This window comes from Rothia sp. P5764 (assembly GCF_048512965.1).
GTDB lineage: Bacteria > Actinomycetota > Actinomycetes > Actinomycetales > Micrococcaceae > Rothia.
In genome coordinates this window covers 169,845-186,411 of record NZ_JBLXXQ010000001.1, presented here as the reverse complement: position 1 = coordinate 186,411, position 16,567 = coordinate 169,845, and the positions used below count along the sequence as shown (strand labels likewise).

Annotated in this window: 15 protein-coding genes; 11 read left to right on the top strand and 4 right to left on the bottom strand. The window is 60.3% G+C overall.

Annotated features, from left to right (window positions below):
- Positions 1 to 45 precede the first annotated feature (45 nt).
- Both ACN08Y_RS00840 and ACN08Y_RS00835 read left to right on the top strand, forming a co-directional pair.
- Positions 46 to 993 (top strand): endonuclease/exonuclease/phosphatase family protein, encoded by a 948-nt coding sequence (locus ACN08Y_RS00840; protein ID WP_419111580.1) that lies wholly within the window; start codon positions 46 to 48, stop codon positions 991 to 993.
- 176 nt (positions 994 to 1,169) lie between these two features.
- On the top strand, positions 1,170 to 1,811 hold the full coding sequence (locus ACN08Y_RS00835) for a GNAT family N-acetyltransferase (protein WP_419099265.1): 642 nt from the start codon (positions 1,170 to 1,172) through the stop codon (positions 1,809 to 1,811).
- A gap of 6 nt (positions 1,812 to 1,817) precedes the next feature.
- On the opposite strand, the gene ACN08Y_RS00830 is transcribed toward ACN08Y_RS00835, so the two are convergent.
- The 4 genes from ACN08Y_RS00830 to moaA all read right to left on the bottom strand — a co-directional run bounded on the left by ACN08Y_RS00830 (position 1,818) and on the right by moaA (position 5,140).
- Positions 1,818 to 3,047, bottom strand: coding sequence for a molybdopterin molybdotransferase MoeA (locus ACN08Y_RS00830; protein ID WP_419111858.1), 1,230 nt, complete (start codon positions 3,045 to 3,047; stop codon positions 1,818 to 1,820).
- Positions 3,048 to 3,112: 65 nt separating this feature from the next.
- Positions 3,113 to 3,721, bottom strand: coding sequence for a molybdenum cofactor guanylyltransferase (gene mobA / locus ACN08Y_RS00825; RefSeq protein WP_419099267.1), 609 nt, complete (start codon positions 3,719 to 3,721; stop codon positions 3,113 to 3,115).
- 7 nt (positions 3,722 to 3,728) lie between these two features.
- Positions 3,729 to 3,995 (bottom strand): MoaD/ThiS family protein, encoded by a 267-nt coding sequence (locus tag ACN08Y_RS00820; protein ID WP_419099268.1) that lies wholly within the window; start codon positions 3,993 to 3,995, stop codon positions 3,729 to 3,731.
- Positions 3,996 to 3,997: 2 nt separating this feature from the next.
- Positions 3,998 to 5,140 carry a GTP 3',8-cyclase MoaA gene (moaA, locus tag ACN08Y_RS00815; RefSeq protein ID WP_419099269.1) on the bottom strand — a complete coding sequence of 381 codons (1,143 nt, stop codon included), beginning with the start codon at positions 5,138 to 5,140 and terminating at the stop codon, positions 3,998 to 4,000.
- Between the two features lie 128 nt (positions 5,141 to 5,268).
- Between moaA and modA the strand changes: the two genes are divergently transcribed.
- The 9 genes from modA (at position 5,269) to narH (ending at position 16,565) form a co-directional block, all read left to right on the top strand.
- Positions 5,269 to 6,045 carry a molybdate ABC transporter substrate-binding protein gene (gene modA, locus ACN08Y_RS00810; protein ID WP_419111579.1) on the top strand — a complete coding sequence of 259 codons (777 nt, stop codon included), beginning with the start codon at positions 5,269 to 5,271 and terminating at the stop codon, positions 6,043 to 6,045.
- A 10-nt stretch (positions 6,046 to 6,055) separates the two neighbouring features.
- The gene (locus ACN08Y_RS00805) at positions 6,056 to 6,916 is read left to right on the top strand and encodes an ABC transporter permease (protein ID WP_419104848.1); all 861 of its coding nucleotides are present in this window, start codon (positions 6,056 to 6,058) and stop codon (positions 6,914 to 6,916) included.
- Positions 6,913 to 8,241, top strand: coding sequence for a molybdopterin molybdotransferase MoeA (locus ACN08Y_RS00800; RefSeq protein WP_419111578.1), 1,329 nt, complete (start codon positions 6,913 to 6,915; stop codon positions 8,239 to 8,241). The genes ACN08Y_RS00805 and ACN08Y_RS00800 overlap by 4 nt, the downstream gene beginning before the upstream one ends.
- A 74-nt stretch (positions 8,242 to 8,315) precedes the next feature.
- Positions 8,316 to 8,837, top strand: a complete 522-nt coding sequence (gene moaC, locus ACN08Y_RS00795; protein WP_419111577.1) for a cyclic pyranopterin monophosphate synthase MoaC — start codon at positions 8,316 to 8,318, stop codon at positions 8,835 to 8,837.
- Complete coding sequence (locus ACN08Y_RS00790; RefSeq protein WP_419099274.1) at positions 8,827 to 9,333, top strand: MogA/MoaB family molybdenum cofactor biosynthesis protein; 507 nt, start codon at positions 8,827 to 8,829, stop codon at positions 9,331 to 9,333. The genes moaC and ACN08Y_RS00790 overlap by 11 nt, the downstream gene beginning before the upstream one ends.
- Positions 9,323 to 9,844, top strand: coding sequence for a molybdenum cofactor biosynthesis protein MoaE (locus ACN08Y_RS00785; protein ID WP_419111576.1), 522 nt, complete (start codon positions 9,323 to 9,325; stop codon positions 9,842 to 9,844). Before ACN08Y_RS00790 ends, ACN08Y_RS00785 begins: the two co-directional genes overlap by 11 nt.
- A gap of 16 nt (positions 9,845 to 9,860) precedes the next feature.
- Positions 9,861 to 11,069, top strand: a complete 1,209-nt coding sequence (locus ACN08Y_RS00780) for a ThiF family adenylyltransferase (RefSeq protein WP_419111575.1) — start codon at positions 9,861 to 9,863, stop codon at positions 11,067 to 11,069.
- A 139-nt stretch (positions 11,070 to 11,208) separates the two neighbouring features.
- Complete coding sequence (locus ACN08Y_RS00775) at positions 11,209 to 14,931, top strand: nitrate reductase subunit alpha (RefSeq protein ID WP_419111574.1); 3,723 nt, start codon at positions 11,209 to 11,211, stop codon at positions 14,929 to 14,931.
- The gene (gene narH / locus ACN08Y_RS00770) at positions 14,931 to 16,565 is read left to right on the top strand and encodes a nitrate reductase subunit beta (protein WP_419111573.1); all 1,635 of its coding nucleotides are present in this window, start codon (positions 14,931 to 14,933) and stop codon (positions 16,563 to 16,565) included. The genes ACN08Y_RS00775 and narH overlap by 1 nt, the downstream gene beginning before the upstream one ends.
- The last annotated feature ends 2 nt before the right edge of the window (positions 16,566 to 16,567 follow it).

Genomic DNA, 16,567 nt, shown 5'->3' with positions numbered 1-16,567 from the left:
GGATTACTACTGCTAGCCGGCTTACTTTGGGTGTCTATCCTGTTTTTGCCAGGAACTCCTCTTATCTCCTGGCTGAGTCTACAGCTGCCGCTAGCTCAAGCCATAGCTTTCCCCGCTTTCCTGGCCTGGGTAAGTAGTGGGCTGGCACTGTTTGCGCTGTTTACACTTTCCCGCAAGAAAGTCTCGCGGCTGACCAGGGTGCTTGCTGGCGGGACCGCCCTGGTGATGGGACTTGCCAGCATAACCGCTTTTATGGACCCTTACGGGGCCAAGCGCTACCAGGTCAGGGGGAGATCCGCGATAGCCTGCACAGATACCACCAAATACACTGTCATTACCTATAACGCTCTGGACACACTCACAGAGCAAGATCTCGCGGAACTCTTGGCGCAAAACCCCGATTTTCTTGTACTTCCGGAGGTCTCACCACAGACCCCAGCTCTTGCCGGTGGGGTAGAAGGCTACCAGCTTTTCAACTCCTCAAGCACTGCGGAATTTGTTGCGCCCACACTGGTGCTCGTTAAAGATCCTTTGGGCCGCTACAGCGCTAGTGACATCCCTATGACCTTTGGAGCGCTTTTACTGAAACCTCTTGAAGGTGCTGGGCCATCACTTCTGGCGGTTCACACTGCGCCACCTATACCAACCTATATGAGCAGGTGGCAAGAAGATTTGGAGACTATCGAAGCAGTAGCTACCGCAGGTCAGGTGGCCCTTATAGCCGGCGACTTTAACGCCACTTTGCTACACGGTTCGTTGGCCAGCTACGCGGGGCTTGGATCATTGAAGGGTAAAGACGCGGCTCTATCCGCCGACGCGGTTGAAGGTACCTGGCCTGTTAATGGGATCTTGAACCGGTTTGGGCTAAGGGCTCCTATCGACCATGTTTTAATAAACCAGCCTGACCCCGCCCGCGCTCTCTCTGTGCAAAGTCGGGTTATTGGAGGTTCTGATCATGCAGCTCTTATAGTTCAGCTAGCTCTGTGCCCCTGAGAATAGAGAACCCAGGAACCTGTTGAGGGCTAGCGTCACCGGGTACAAAACCCTAACTTATAAGGAACTCGGCCAAGGAAAACTCCCTTTTCTTAACACCCCATCTTTTCATTGAAGATCCCGACCGGGCTGTAAAGTAAGGGAAGAAAAACAGATACATTCAGGAGTTTAGCGCCATGAACACACCAGCATATTCCGTCCGTCAAGCTACCGAAGCGGACTACCCAGCCGTAACCCAAACTCTCACCAACGCCTTCAAAGATGACCCGGTGATGAGTGAGGCAGTAGGCGGCAAAGGCCGAGCAGATCTGGTGGCAGCTCTCTTCGACTTCCAGATCCGAACCACCTACGGCCCTAAGGGGCTGATCGACGTTGCCACCGACCGGGAGGGAAAAATCGTGGGGGCGGCCTTGTGGCTCTCACCCCAGGGACAGAAAGGTAACCTGCTGGCCGATATTATGGACCTGCCGGACTATTACAAGGTGCTGGGGCGCAATTTACTGCGAGCAACCATGACCGAACTTAGGCTCCTGGCCGCCCGCCCCAAATTTGATCACTGGTACCTCTACACTATCGGCGTCCACGAGACAGCCCGCAACCAGGGGGTAGGGGGACTACTGCTTGATTTTCGCCGGGAAAAGCTGGGTGAGTACCCGGCCTACCTGGAAGCTTCAACCTACAGAAATGCCGCTCTATACTCCCGCCACGGTTTTGTAGAACTCTTCAAATTCAAAAGCGGTAAACCTACCCTGGGCATGCTCCACCCGGCCCCCATCAGCCAGCTGGAAAAAGCACAGGCTAAGCCCCAAGGTTCATAAGTCAGCTTAGTGCGCAGAGACAAGTGGAAGATAAGGCACCTGGTAACCTGCCTCAGCCCCCTGGGCAGGGATCAGGGCAAGAGCCTGCGCATAGGCAAAGCTGGTGAGCATGTGGGAGCGGGTTTTGGCAAGCGGGGTAAGCACATGGCCATTGGCCCGTGTATCGAGGGTAACCGGGAGCAACCGGAGTTCTGCTTTCCGATAGCCGGGGATAGCGTCTGCCAGGGTGCCTAGGGGCAGTTCCTGAAGATCTTGCCCGTAGCAACCTGCCACCCAGGCAGGCAGATAAGAGTAGAGGGCGGTGTGAGCCGCAAGCGGGTTGCCCGGTAAGCCCAGAACCAGGGGCGCTGCTGGGTTGGCGGTGTGGGGGAGCCTGGCGGCCAGAGCGGGGTGGCCCGGGCGCACAGAGACTGACTCGAAGAGATAGTTAGCGTCCATTTCTGCCAGGGTACGGCGCAGCCAGTCGGCGCTGGAAGTGGACGAGCCACCGGTCAGCAGGAGCAGGTCGGCCTCGGCGGTGGTGAGCCAGGTAAAGAAGTCCTCCTGGGTATCTACCAGACGGGTGGTGCTGACACAGCGAGCACCAAAGTCTGCAAGAATCTGCGGGAATTGCAGGGAAAAGGCGTCCCGAACCTGACCGGGCTGGGGCAGTCCACTGGTAATGACCTCGTTCCCGGTATAGGCGATAGCTATGCGGGGTTGCTGATACAGAGTCAGCCAATCAAGACCCAGCACGCCAAGGGCGCCGATATGGCGGGCACTGAGCAGAGTCCCGGCCTGTGCTACCTGTGAGCCAGCGGGCAGTTCTTCCCCGGCCCTGCGGATATCTGCCCCGGCTACCGGGTAGGGGCGCTCTGGGGAGAAAGCCCCCGACCGTGGGCTAAGCCTATGGCTGGTAACCAGTGCCTCTTCCTGCCGCAGGACTGCATCGGCCCCCGGCGGGAGTAGGCCGCCAGTCAGAATGGGCCTAGCTTGACCGGGGAGGAGGGGGCTAACCTGCCGGTGGATATTCTCACCCGGTTCAGCCGGGGCTGGCCAGAGAATTTGCCAGGGCGGCGGGCCACTCACCGCAAAACCGTCCATGGCCGATGAATCGTAGTGGGGCACCGGTAAGACCGTGCGCACCGGCTCGGCAAGAACCCGCCCGATGGCCTGCCCCAGGGGTACCCACTCGGTGGGTAGGGGCAGAGCCTGACCGTCGCGGTAAAGGAGGGCACGGGCATGGTTCCAGCTCACAGAATGCAAGGGTGGGCCTTTCGATGGCAGTGGCGGACTAAGGGATGTGTGGGCTTATGCAGTTCTTATGGGGCTGGGTAGCTGTAGCCTGCGGCACGGGCCGCCTCCCAAGTATCAATATCGGTTGCCCAGGCTGCCTCCAGGGGGATTTCTTGCGGTGCGAGCTGTACCAGGAAACGGCGTACTGAGGCATGAGCCGTGTCCCGGTTAAAGGCGGCGGTGAGCGAATCGAGACGGTAGATACCCAGCAGCGGCTGAGTGATGCCCTCTGCTAGCGCCCAGAAGCCCTGTACCTGCAGGGGGGCATGAGCCGCGGCGGCCAAGAGCACAGGCACGGCCTTGTGCGCCCGAGGCAGGTCGCAGGAAAGTAGAAGAACCCAGTGCTGGTGCTGAGCTTCGGGTGCTAGATGCTTAACCAGTTCGCGGGTACCTGCTGTGATTCCAGCGGCGGGCCCGCTAAAAGCAGGGCTTTCACGGGTAATCAGCACTTGGCGGGGTAGAGGCAGAGAATCGGGGCCAACCACCACACGGTAGCTGGCTCCCTGGCAGGCTGAGAGGACGTTCTCTAGCAGGGTCTGGTGGCCGTCCGTGAGCAGGGCCTTAGGGGCTCCACCCAACCGGCTCGAACGCCCACCGGCCAGAATCAGGGCTGAAAAAGAAAGGGGCTGTTCCATGTTTCTTTTACCCGCCAGCAAAAGGAGGTAGAACATCGACCCTGCTTGCGCCCCGAAGGCTGCCCTTTGCGGAGGTAGCCACCCCATCAATCAGGAAAGTGCACTGGGGCAGAATATCGGCTAGGGTCTGACCCGAGGGGGTAGCTCCCGGGTACCGGGTTAGCAGGTAAGCCGTGAGGGCTTCTAAGGTGGTTTCTGTTAGCTCAGTGCTCTCTAGGGTCAGCGAGGGAACACCAGCTGCCGCTCGGGCCGCGGCAAAAAAGTTAATCTGCATGGTCAGCCTCCAATGGCACTCATGGAACGATCGGGCTGGGTAAAGTCGGGGGCCTCGAAACCTGCCTGGTCTTTACCGTGCGCCCTGGGCTTGGTCCACATGGCACCCCGCCAGATATTGGCTAGTTCCCGGTCACTTGCACCGCCACGCAGGGCGCCCATAAGATCGGTTTCGGTCAGCGAGAATAGGCAGGAGCGCACCTTACCGTCAGCGGTAATCCGGGTGCGTGTGCAGGCCGAGCAGAAGGGCTCGGTCACTGACGCGATAATACCGACCTGCCCCAAGGCCTGCGGCCACAGCTCCGGCAACTGCCCGGTGCTCCCCAGCGGGAAAACGTCCCAGAGCTGGGCGGGGGAAGCTCCCCTGGGCCGACCATGCGGAACCATGTCGTAGTGGGCGGCCAAGCTGTCACGGATCTCATGGGCGGTGATGGTGCCCTCCCTGGTCCAGGAGCGGTCTGCATCCAGGGGCATCTGCTCAATGAAGCGGAGCTGGTAGCCGCCCTCAAGCGCCCAGGCTAGAAGCTGGTGGCCCTGCGCGTCGTTGATGCCGCGCATCAGAACCGCGTTGATTTTGATAGGGCTCAGACCCGCTTGAGCCGCCGCATCAATACCGGCTAGCACGCTGGCTAGCTTATCCCTGCGGGTCAGCTGAGCAAAGGTTTCGGGGCAGATGGTGTCCAGGGAAACATTGACCCTGTTCAGGCCTGCCTCAAGGAGCGCGTCTACTTTCTTGTCTAGGCCAATACCGTTGGTGGTTAGAGCGATAGGCAGGTGGGGGTAAGCCGAGCGAATCTGGCGGATAATGTGCGGCAGATCGGCACGAACCAGCGGCTCCCCTCCGGTAAACCGAACTTCCTCAATACCCAGATCTCGCACCCCAACATCAACCAGCCGGAAGATTTCATCGGCGGTTAGAAGGCTGGCTGTAGGGAGCCAGTCAAGACCCTCTGCCGGCATGCAGTAGACACAGCGCAGATTGCACTTATCCATGAGTGAGATGCGCAAATCGGTAGCAACCCTGCCCCAGCGGTCAGCAAGGGGGCCGCTGGCTGGTAGGCCGGAGCCCCGCCCTGCTGGGGGGACTCGCACCGGGATACTTGCCCCCAGGCTAATAGCGTCACTGGTTTGAGAGGACTGGGGCATACCCACACTTCCACAGGTTAATTCGTATTTAAAATGTAATATTTAGGGTATCGAAACCTGAGCTCGAACACCACTCTGCTCTACACTAATCTATAGAAAACAGTCTGCCCAGGCCACCAGGAGTCATAATGCCCCGTATCAGAACCACTATCGGCCTCCTGGCCTGCCTGACCCTGCCTCTGGCAGCCTGCGCCTCATCTTCTGCCCAAATAGAGACGACAGATCACACCGTCACGGTCTTTGCCGCCGCTTCCCTGGGACAAGCCGGTGAAGAACTCATAACCGCCTACCGCACCGAACACCCTGACGTAGAGATTATCGCCACCTACGCAGGCTCGTCCCAACTGGTGACCCAGATGGGGGAAGGAGCCTCCGCTGACCTGCTCATCACGGCAGACACCGCCACCATGAAGACAGCCCAAGCCAACATAGACGCTCTAGCCCAAGCCCGTCCGCAGGTCATTGCAAGCAATAAACTCGTCCTAGCCACAGCCCCGGGCAACCCAGCGAGCGTCGGCTCAGTCAATGATCTTGCCTCACCCGGTGTCATTACCGCCCTCTGCGCACCCCAGGTACCCTGCGGTCGACTGGCCCAGCAAGAACTGGCCCAAACCGATATCACACCGGCAAAATCCACCCAAGAAGCCAACGTCTCAGCCGTTGCCACCAAAATCTCAAGCGGCCAAGCCGACGCCGGCTTTATCTACTCCACCGATGCTAAGGCGCTCTCCGCCAGCCAAAACATTACGATTATTGAACTGCCCGGTCTGGAATCCAATAGCTACCCCATGGCCCTCACTGAGGCGGGGCAGGCTAACCCCACAGCCAGAGATTTTGCCAGCTGGCTCGCCGAATCAGAACAGGCTAGCGCCATTCTTGCCCACTACGGCTTCAACCCCGCCTAAACTAGATTCCATGAGCAAAAACAGGGACACCTCCGCAAGAGGTCGAGCAAAGCTCTTTACCTCGGTACCAGCTCATGCGGCTCTACCAGCCCTTGCAGTACTTGCGCTCATCCTGGGCCCGCTCCTTGCCCTACTCACCAGAATCCCCTGGCGGCAGTTACCCCAGTTACTCAACGACCCCGGAGTACTTGAAGCCACCTGTCTCTCAACACTCACCGCCCTGGGGGCCACCGTTATCTGCGCCCTCCTGGGAACTCCTACTTCGCTGGTGCTGTCAACCGTTCTTGAACGAACCCGCGCCCTACCCCTGACCTGGGTGCTTTACGGGCTGATTTACGCCCCCATTATCTTCTCACCGGTTGTCTCGGGCCTGGCGCTACTCTTCCTCTGGGGCAGACGGGGGCTGGTCGGTAGCTGGCTCGAAACCGCAGGTCTATCTGTGGGCTACACCCCGCTGGCCGTCCTGCTGGCCCAAATCTTTGTGGCCCTGCCCTTCTTTATCGCCACCACCGTCACCACCCTCAGAGCACTACCCGTGGAATATGAAGAAATCGCCAGGCTCGAAGGAGCCAGCCCTGCCGAAGTCACCAGCCGGGTTCTCCTGCCGCTGGCCGCCCCGGGCCTGCTCACAGCCGCCGTCCTCAGCTTTGCCCGGGCCTTGGGAGAATACGGTGCCACCGTCACCTTCGCCGGTAACGTGGCGGGCTCCACCCGTACCATCCCCCTAGCTATCGAGCTGGCGCTCAGCTCCAACGACATGACCCAAGCCCTGGGCGGGGCGCTCATGCTCATTGCCCTCTACCTGATGATTCTGGCCGCCTTAGGCTGTGCCCTGTGGCTTCGCAGACTGAAAGGAAGGCTTCGCCCGTGACCACCCACCTGCCCAGCTCCCTGCCAGACCGTGCCCCTATCGCTCCGGGCGACTACGCCCAGGCGGTCAGCGATCTGCTGGTCACCAGGCTGCACCGGCGCACCGAAAGCCTACCGCTGGATCAATGCCTAGGTCGTCAGCTTGCCAGCGATCTGCAGGCCCTTTACCCCGCGCCCTCCTTCGCCAACTCCCAGATGGACGGCTACGCCCTGACCGCACAGGCCGGTGGGCAAGCTAACCGAACCTTTAGAGTGGGGCAGGACATTGCCGCCGGTTCTGCACCGAAAAACCTAGAAATCAACGACAGTATTGCCTACCCCATCATGACCGGCGCACCCCTGCCCCAAGGCTATGAGACTGTGGTTCCTGTGGAACAAAGCCGCCCCCTCAGTGGACCGGGCGATGATGCCGGCTTTGCCGCTCAGGGGGAGTTTGTGGAACTTGCCCCCGCCCCACCGGGGCAGTTTGTGCGCAGTACCGGCGAGGACGTTAAAGCCGGTGACCTACTGGCACCTGCCGGGAGCACCGTGACTCCGGCGCTCGCAGGAGCTTTAGCAGCCCAGGGCATAGAGAAAGTAGAGATTTACTCCCCGCCCCGGCTCTTAGTCGTCACCGGTGGTGATGAGCTGACTAACGGGGGCACCCGGCTGCAGGCTGGCCGTATTTTTGATGCCAACGGACCTATGCTGCAGGCCCTTGCCCAGGAGGACGGATGCCAGGTGCGGCGGGTATCGTCCACCGATGCAGTGGAGAGCTTTATCAACCTTCTGGTGGGGGAGCTGGCCCGTCAAAAGCCTGACCTGGTGGTAACCAGCGGCGGGATTAGCCACGGCAAATACGAGGTCATTCGTCGGGCCTTAACACACCTGGCCGAGCACTCACCCGAGGGAGTTGGCGTCACCGACTGCTGGTTTGGTCATGTCAGCCAACAGCCTGCAGGCCCCCAAGGGCTCGCCCTGCTGGAAACAGCGGGCCTCACCGTCCCGGTGCTCTGCCTACCCGGTAACCCCGTGAGCACCCTGATTTCTTATCACCTCCTTATTCGCCCCGTCCTGGGCAGGCTCAAAGGCCAGGAACCCGAACGCACAGTAGGCCGGTTGGTGCTGGGAGAGCGCATACAGGCTCCTGCCCAGAAGACCCAGTTCTTGCGCGCACGCTTACGCTACCTGGTGACCGAGGGCGGAGCACGGCAGGCTCTGGTCGAACCGGATACGGCCACCGGTTCGCACCTGCTCCACCGCGCGGCTCAAGCTAATGCCCTGATTGAGTTGGAACCCGGCGTGACCTATAAGGGGGGAGAGAGCGTGCGCTACTACCAGCTCTGAGCAACAAAAACCAATACCGTATAATAGATACCTATTTATTGCTGTCGTCATCATCGGCAGAACCCAAGGACGCTATGACCCACACCAATAACCTAACCCACCTGAGAGCTGACGGCACCGCCCACATGGTCGATGTCACCGGTAAAGATAGCACCACCCGCACCGCTATTGCCGAGGGCTACCTGATCACCCGGCCCGATGTTATCGACAAAATCTACGGTGCCGACCTACCCAAGGGCGATGCCCTGCCCTTGGCCCGGGTTGCAGGCATTATGGCGGCTAAAAAAACTTCCGATCTTATCCCCCTCTGCCACCCCCTACCCCTGGGTAAAATCACCCTGGACTTTGAACGGTTGGAGGACCGGATCCGTCTTGAGGCACTGGTTAAAACCCGCGGGGTCACCGGGGTTGAGATGGAGGCCCTGACTGCCGTCAGCGGCGCTGCCCTGACACTCTATGACATGGTCAAAGCAGTCGATAAGCAGGCCCTTATCAGCGGTATCCGTGTGCTTGGGAAGAGCGGCGGTAAGTCCGGTGACTGGACGGTTGCAGGCCAATCGCCCGCCGCCCACAAGGGGGCAAAGAATGATGAGTAAGGCCTACACCCTGCCGAGCGACTCCACCGGTTTGGTGATTGTGGCCTCCACCCGCGCCGCCCGCGGTATCTACACCGATGAATCCGGCCCCCTGGCCGTTGACTGGTTGCGCCAGATGGGCTTTGAAACCCCTGCCCCCGTGGTGGTGGCCGATGCTGATTTCGGCCCCTACTTTGATGAGCTGGTCAAGGCTGGGAACCTGCCCACCTTTATCCTGACCAGCGGTGGCACCGGCCTGAACAGTGACGATATGACCGTAGAGGCTGTACGCCCCCACCTAGAAAAAGAAGTACCCGGCATCATGCAGGCATTCTGGGCGCAGGGGCTTCAGAACACACCAGCGGCGGTGCTCTCGCGCGGGGTGGCCGGTGTGATCGGGCGTAGCTTCATCATGACCCTGCCCGGGTCCAAGGGCGGGGTGCGCGACGGCTGTACGGTACTCACCCCGCTTATCTCCCATATCTGCCGCCAGCTTGAGGACTATCATGACCACTAAAGACGCTCAGAATGCCCAGCTTGATGCTTCGACGGCTAACCCCTATGCAGGCAAACCGCTAGAACCTACCGAATCGCAGGTGGTGTTCACTGCCGTGACCGAGGAGCCCCTGGAACCGCTCCTGGTAGAGGCCAAGGCGGCCACCATGACAGCTGCCATGGGTGCCCTGGTGGTCTTTGACGGTATAGTGCGCGACCACGACCACGGGCAGGCTGTCCGTGCCCTGTCCTACAGTGCCCACCCGCAGGCCGCTGACTTTTTGGCAGATGTCCTTGCAGCGGTAGCACAGGAGATCCCGGGGATCCGGCTCTGGGCCGCCCACCGAGTGGGCCCTATCCCTATCGGGCAGTCAGCCTTGACTGTGCTGGCGGCCGCTGCCCACCGGGGGACCGCATTTACCGCCTGTTCCCTGGCCGCTGACCGCATCAAAGCTCAGGTGCCCATCTGGAAAGAACAGGAACTAACCGACGGATCAGTGCAGTGGGTGGGTATAGACACCCCCGCCCGGTAGCCGGAAGGAAAAACGCATGATCTCACCCGAACTCCCGCCCCTTGCCTACCGCCTCTACGGGAGGCAGATGATCCTACCCGAGCTGGGGCAGGCAGGCCAGGAAAAGCTCAGCCGGGCTCATGTTGCCGTCATTGGTGCGGGCGGTTTGGGCTCCCCGGCCCTGCTGTATTTGGCTGGCGCGGGGATTGGCCGTATTACGGTGCTCGATGATGATGCGGTTGAGCTGTCGAACCTGCACCGTCAGGTTATTCATTCCTACGCGCGGGTGGGTAGCTCGAAAGCTGATTCGGCGGCCCAGACCCTGCGTGAACTCAACCCTCTGGTGCAGGTTGACTCCCTCAAAGTGCGGCTAAGTGATGAGAACGCCGCTGATCTGCTGGCTGATGTTGATGTTCTGGTGGACGGTAGCGATAATTTCCCAACCCGCTACACAGCCTCTCGTGCGGCGGCCCACCTGGGCATCCCCCACGTCTGGGGCGCTATTTTGGGCTTTGATGCTCAGATGAGTGTTTTCTGGGCGGGTCGCGGCCCCCGCTATGAGGACCTCTACCCGGCAGAACCTGATCCGGGATCGGTGCCTAACTGTGCAAGAGCCGGCGTAATAGGTGCCCTGGCTGGGGTGGTGGGCACAGCTATGGCCCTTGAAACGGTCAAGCTCCTTGCCGGTATCGGGCAACCCCTGCTGGGCCAGGTGGGCTACTACAGCGGGCTCACCGGCAGGTGGGAATACATTCCGCTGCTTGCCTCTCGGGCGTATTCAGGTTCTAGTGCTCAGACCTCCCAGCCTCTTTCTGCCACCGGGCCGGTGGGGGAGGTCGCCAAGAACTCCGCGCTTAATACAGGCCCGCACCAGCTCCCTGAGCCGGACGGTGCCGAGCCTGACCAGTACGGCCTTGAGGTTACCTGGTCAGATATCATCGGCTCCCCTTATTTTGCCGATGTGCCGCTCCTTGATGTGCGCGAACCCCACGAGCATAGGGCGCTGGCTGTGCCCGGGAGCTTTAACCTACCCCTGTCTCTTATTGAGCAAGCTGGGCAGGACACCAGCCTGCAACCGACGATTGATGCTATTTTGCCCAGCCGCCAGGGCCGCTATGCCCTCTACTGTGCCACCGGAGTGCGCTCCCTCAAGGCGCTTAAGCTGCTGACGGCCGCAGGTTTTAGTGACCTCTACAGCATAGAGGGTGGCCTGGATGCCTGGCTGAGTGCTGGGGGCTCGGAATAAAAAAAAGGGGTGCGGCGCCCCTCTCAAAGCTGTTGATAGACCCAGGCCAATAGGCCGTTTTCTGCTGGGTAGCGGAGGGTAATTAGCACACATTTTTATTCGGTATTTTTTATGCGAGTTATTGGGTAAACTAAAACTCATGACTCAGCAGGCATCACACACAGCAGGCCCTGACGGGCCGATGACCGATAAGCTCATCAAATTCGGCAAGTTCTTTACCAAGTGGGACGAAACCGACGACGGCCGCGCCGCCTTCCTCACCGGTGGCCGCTCCGGTGACGTTTTCTACCGCAACCGCTGGAGCCACGACAAGGTAGTCCGCTCCACCCACGGTGTCAACTGCACCGGCTCCTGCTCCTGGCAGGTCTTCGTCAAAGACGGTGTGATTACCTGGGAAGCCCAGGCAACCGACTATCCCACAGTCGGCCCCGACCGCCCCGAATACGAACCGCGCGGCTGCCCCCGTGGCGCGGCTTTCTCCTGGTACACCTACTCGCCCACCCGCGTGAAGTACCCCTACATTCGCGGTGTACTCCTGGAAATGTACCGCGAGGCTCGCACCCGCCTGGGGGATCCCGTTGAAGCCTGGGCCTCCATTGTCTCGGATCCGGACAAGCGTCGTGCCTACACCTGCGCGCGCGGTAAGGGCGGCCTGGTGCGCGGTAGCTGGGCAGAAGCCCTAGAAATGGTGGCCGCCGCCCAGATTCACACCATTAGGACCTACGGCCCTGACCGTAACATCGGCTTCTCGCCCATTCCGGCTAAGTCCATGGTGTCCCACGCCTCCGGTGCCCGCTACATCGAGCTCATGGGCGGTGTGATGACCAGCTTCTACGACTGGTACGCAGACCTGCCCGTAGCATCACCCCAGGTCTTTGGTGACCAGACTGATGTGCGGGAGTCCGGCGACTGGTGGGACACTACCTACCTGATGATGTGGGGCTCCAACATTCCGGTGACCCGCACCCCCGATGCCCACTGGATGGCCGAGGTTCGCTACCGTGGCACCAAGGTTGTCTCTGTCTCCCCGGACTACGCCGACAACACCAAGTTTGCCGACGAATGGCTCCCCGCCCAGCCCGGCACCGATGCCGCCCTGGCTATGGCCATGGGCCACGTCATTCTCAAAGAGAACTTTGTGGACCAGCGGGTGGAGTTCTTTGAGGACTACACCAGCACCTACACCGACTTTCCCTTCTTGGTGACCCTAGAAACCCGTGAAGATGGTAGCAAGGTTCCCTCCAAGTTCCTGACCGCCGCTGACCTGGCCGCTCACCGCCATGCTGCCGATGCCGCCTTCAAGACCGCCCTCTTCAACCGTGAAACCGGCGAGGTCGTGGTGCCCAACGGTTCCATGGGTTACCGCTACAACGCTCAGGACGAGGGTAAGTGGAACCTTGACCTAGAGGGGGTAAGGCCGGCGCTCTCTATCCTAGATTTGCCCCAAGCTACCCTGACCAGTACCGCTGAGCTTAAGCTCCCCGCTTTTGATGAGCCCTCAGGCCGAGGCAAGGTCGTGACCCGTGGCGTTCCCACCATTATTGTCGAGGGCCACGAAGTTACCACCGTCTTCGACCTGATGCTGGCCCAGTACGGGGTGGGCCGCCCCTGCCTGCCCGGTCACTGGGCAGCGAACTTCGAGGACGCAGAGACCCAGTACACTCCTGCCTGGCAGGAGGCTATTACCTCGGTACCCGCCGATGCTGTGATTCGTACTGCCCGTCAGTTCGCCCAGAACTCCATTGATTCAGGCGGTCGTACCATGATTATCATGGGCGCCGGTATCTGCCAGTGGTACCACGGTGATACCACCTACCGCTCCATCTTGGCCCTGCTGATGATGTGCGGTGCCGAGGGGCGTAACGGTGGTGGCTGGGCCCACTACGTTGGCCAGGAGAAAGCCCGCCCGATTACCGGCTGGGCACACATGGCTAACGCCCTGGACTGGTACCGCCCGCCGCGTACCCAGGCTGGCACCAGCTTCTGGTATATGCACACCGACCAGTTCCGTCAGGACGGATACTCTGCTGATTCGCTTCAGTCACCGCTGGCCAAGGGAGAACTGGCCGGCGTGCATACCGCTGACCTATTGGCCCGCGCCGTGCGCATGGGCTGGACTCCTTTCTACCCGCAGTTCCCCGAGAACTCCCTGGATTTGGCTGATAAGGGTGCAGAAGCAACGGAGGCCGGTACCGCCCAGTCACCCGCTGACTACGTAGCCCAGCGCCTGAACTCCGGGGATCTGGAGTTCTCCGTTGAAGACGCCGACGCACCGGCTAACTGGCCCCGCACCCTCATGCTCTGGCGTAATAACCTACTGGGTTCATCGGCTAAGGGTGAGCAGTACTTCCTGCGCCACCTGCTGGGTAATGAGAACGCCAAGATCAGCAAGGACGCCGAGAACCGCCCCGATGAAGTACGTTGGCAGGACGATGCACCGGTGGGCAAACTGGACCTGCTGGTCACCACCGACTTCCGCATGACCTCCTCGACCCTGTCCTCGGATGTCGTATTCCCTGCCGCTACCTGGTACGAGAAACACGATATTTCCTCGACCGATATGCACCCCTACATTCACGCTTTCTCACCGGCCATTAATCCGCCTTGGGAAACCAAGACCGACCACCAGATTTTCAAGGAACTGGCCTACGTCTTTTCCAAGCTGGCTAAGAAGCATCTGGGGGTGCGTAAGGACCTGGTCTCTGTGCCTCTGCAGCACGATACCCCCGGCCAGATTGCCCAGCCCGGTGGTCACGCCCCGGACTGGAAGAACCAGAAGATCCAGGGCATTCCGGGCAAGAATATGCCGGTCTTTACTGTGGTGGAACGTGACTACCCAGCTCTCTATGACATGTACACCTCGGTGGGGCCCCTGCTCTCCAAACTGGGAACCACCACCAAGTTCGTGACCGTCGATGTAAACGACGAGCTGGCAACCCTAGCCCAAGAACATGGCGTGATGGGCAGCGGTAAGGGCGCGGGTCTTCCCGCCCTAGATACCGACGTCAAGCTGGCCGATACCATCTTGGCGCTCTCGGGTACCTCCAACGGCCCGGTTGCCCTTAAGGGCTTCAAAGCCCTGGAGAAACGGGTAGGCAAAAAGATGCACCACCTGGCCGAGGGCAACGAAGAGAAGCGCATCCGCTTCCGCGACACCCAGGACCGCCCGGTTCCCGTCTTCACCTCACCCGAATGGTCAGGTTCAGAAACAGGTGGCCGCCGCTACGCGCCCTTCACCCTGAACATTGAGCAGCTCAAGCCCTTCCACACCCTGACCGGTCGTATGCACTTCTTCCTGGATCACGACTGGATGAGCGAGATGGGGGAGCAGCTCCCGGTCTACCGCCCCCCGCTAGATATGCACAACCTCTTTGGCGAGCCCGAGCTGGGCGAGACCGGCGACCTCTCCGTTGCCGTCCGCTACGTCACCGTCCACAACAAGTGGGCTATCCACTCCTCCTACCACGACAACCTCTACATGCAGACGCTCTCACGCGGTGGCACCCACGCCTGGATGAGCCCTCAGGATGCAGCAAAGATTGGCGTGAAAGATCACGACTGGATTGAGTGCGAGAACACCAACGGTGTCTTTGTGGGCCGTGCGGTGGTTTCCCACCGTATGCCCGAAGGCGTTGTCTACGTGCACCACGCCCAGGAACGCCTGGTCAACGTGCCCAAGGCCGAGCGCACCGGCAAGCGCGGTGGTATCCATAACTCGGTCACCCGCATCATGGTTAAACCCACCCACATTATCGGTGGCTACGCCCACCAGGCCTATGCCTTCAATTACCTGGGACCTACCGGTAACCAGCGAGATATTGTTTCCAGAATCCGCCGCCGCAAGCAGGAGGTAACCTACTAATGCGCGTTATGGCCCAAGTATCAATGATTATGGCGCTCGATAAGTGCCTGGGCTGCCACACCTGCTCCGTGACCTGTAAGCAGGCATGGACCAACAGGGCTGGCACCGAGTACGTGTGGTTCAACAACGTTGAAACCCGCCCCGGCCAGGGCTACCCCCGCCGCTACGAAGACCAGGAGAAGTGGAAGGGCGGCTGGGTTCTCAACAAGCGCGGCCGTCTAGAACTCAAGAGCGGTAACCGCTTCAAGAAGCTTTTTACCCTCTTTGCTTCACCGGTCCAGCCCGAGCTCTCGGACTACTACGAGCCCTGGACCTACGACTACGAGAACCTGACCAGCGCACCGCTGGGCGATGATTTCCCCACCGCCCGCCCCAAGTCACTGATTACCGGTGAGGACACTTCCATCGAGTGGGGCCCCAACTGGGACGATAACTTGGGCGGCGCGACCGAAAACGGCCACCTGGACCCCCTGGTTGAGAAGGTGCGCCAGCAGTCAGAAGAGAAGATCAAGTTCGAGTTCGAACGCACCTTCATGTTCTACCTGCCCCGCATTTGCGAGCACTGTCTCAACCCTTCCTGCATGGCATCCTGCCCCTCCGGCGCCATCTACAAGCGCGAGGAGGATGGCATCGTGCTGGTGGACCAGAACCAGTGCCGTGGCTGGCGTCAGTGCATCACCGGCTGCCCCTACAAGAAGATTTACTTCAACCATAAGAGCGGTAAAGCCGAAAAATGTACCTTCTGCTACCCCCGTATCGAGCACGGTATCCCCACCGTCTGCGCCGAAACCTGCGTGGGCCGCATGCGCTACATCGGCATCTTCCTCTACGACGCTGACCGGGTCACCGAGGCCGCCAGCGTTCCCGACGAAAAGCAGCTCTACCAGGCACAGCTGGACATCATGCTTGACCCCTTCGACCCTGAGGTAATCCGCGAGGCCGCCAAACAGGGTATCCCCGACTCCTGGATGACAGCTGCCCAGAAGTCACCGGTCTACAAGCTGGCTAAGGAATGGAAGATCGCCCTTCCTCTGCACCCCGAATACCGCACCATGCCCATGGTCTGGTATGTCCCGCCGCTCTCACCCATCATCGACCTGCTCCAGGAGCAGGGTCACGATGCCGAGAGCAAGGCCAACCTCTTTGGTGCTATCGATGCCCTGCGTATTCCCGTGGAATACTTAGCCGAGCTCTTCACTGCCGGGGACACCACCATCGTGGTCAATGTGCTCAAGAAGCTGGCCGCTATGCGTGCCTACATGCGTGACATCACCTTAGGTGGGGTTGGCAAGGAGGACATCGCCCAGGCAGTGGGCATGACCGGTGCCCAAATGTACGAGATGTACCGCCTCATGGCTATCTCCAAGTACGAGGAACGCTACGTCATTGCCCCGGCTCACCTGGAAGATGCCCACAACCTGGAAGAAATCGGTTGCTCCCTGGATACCGACGGCGGCCCCGGCATGCTCTACGACAGCGCCTTCACCGACCCCGGTGACCGCCCGGTTCCCGTATCGGCCGGCAGCTACGCCAACGCCCAACGTGCCGACGGCAAAGTCGATATCTTCCTCTGGGACGGCAAAACCCGCCCCGACTCCCTCTTCCCCGATACCTCCGGTAGCAAGAAGGTCTAGGT

Coding starts and splice junctions, on each gene's coding strand:
- ACN08Y_RS00780 (WP_419111575.1), top strand. CDS start 9,861: ATGATCTCACCCGAACTCCCGCCCCTTGCCTACCGCCTCTACGGGAGG.
- ACN08Y_RS00785 (WP_419111576.1), top strand. CDS start 9,323: ATGACCACTAAAGACGCTCAGAATGCCCAGCTTGATGCTTCGACGGCT.
- moaC (WP_419111577.1), top strand. CDS start 8,316: ATGACCCACACCAATAACCTAACCCACCTGAGAGCTGACGGCACCGCC.
- ACN08Y_RS00820 (WP_419099268.1), bottom strand. CDS start 3,995: ATGCAGATTAACTTTTTTGCCGCGGCCCGAGCGGCAGCTGGTGTTCCC.
- ACN08Y_RS00775 (WP_419111574.1), top strand. CDS start 11,209: ATGACTCAGCAGGCATCACACACAGCAGGCCCTGACGGGCCGATGACC.
- narH (WP_419111573.1), top strand. CDS start 14,931: ATGCGCGTTATGGCCCAAGTATCAATGATTATGGCGCTCGATAAGTGC.
- ACN08Y_RS00790 (WP_419099274.1), top strand. CDS start 8,827: ATGATGAGTAAGGCCTACACCCTGCCGAGCGACTCCACCGGTTTGGTG.
- mobA (WP_419099267.1), bottom strand. CDS start 3,721: ATGGAACAGCCCCTTTCTTTTTCAGCCCTGATTCTGGCCGGTGGGCGT.
- ACN08Y_RS00835 (WP_419099265.1), top strand. CDS start 1,170: ATGAACACACCAGCATATTCCGTCCGTCAAGCTACCGAAGCGGACTAC.
- modA (WP_419111579.1), top strand. CDS start 5,269: ATGCCCCGTATCAGAACCACTATCGGCCTCCTGGCCTGCCTGACCCTG.
- moaA (WP_419099269.1), bottom strand. CDS start 5,140: ATGCCCCAGTCCTCTCAAACCAGTGACGCTATTAGCCTGGGGGCAAGT.
- ACN08Y_RS00805 (WP_419104848.1), top strand. CDS start 6,056: ATGAGCAAAAACAGGGACACCTCCGCAAGAGGTCGAGCAAAGCTCTTT.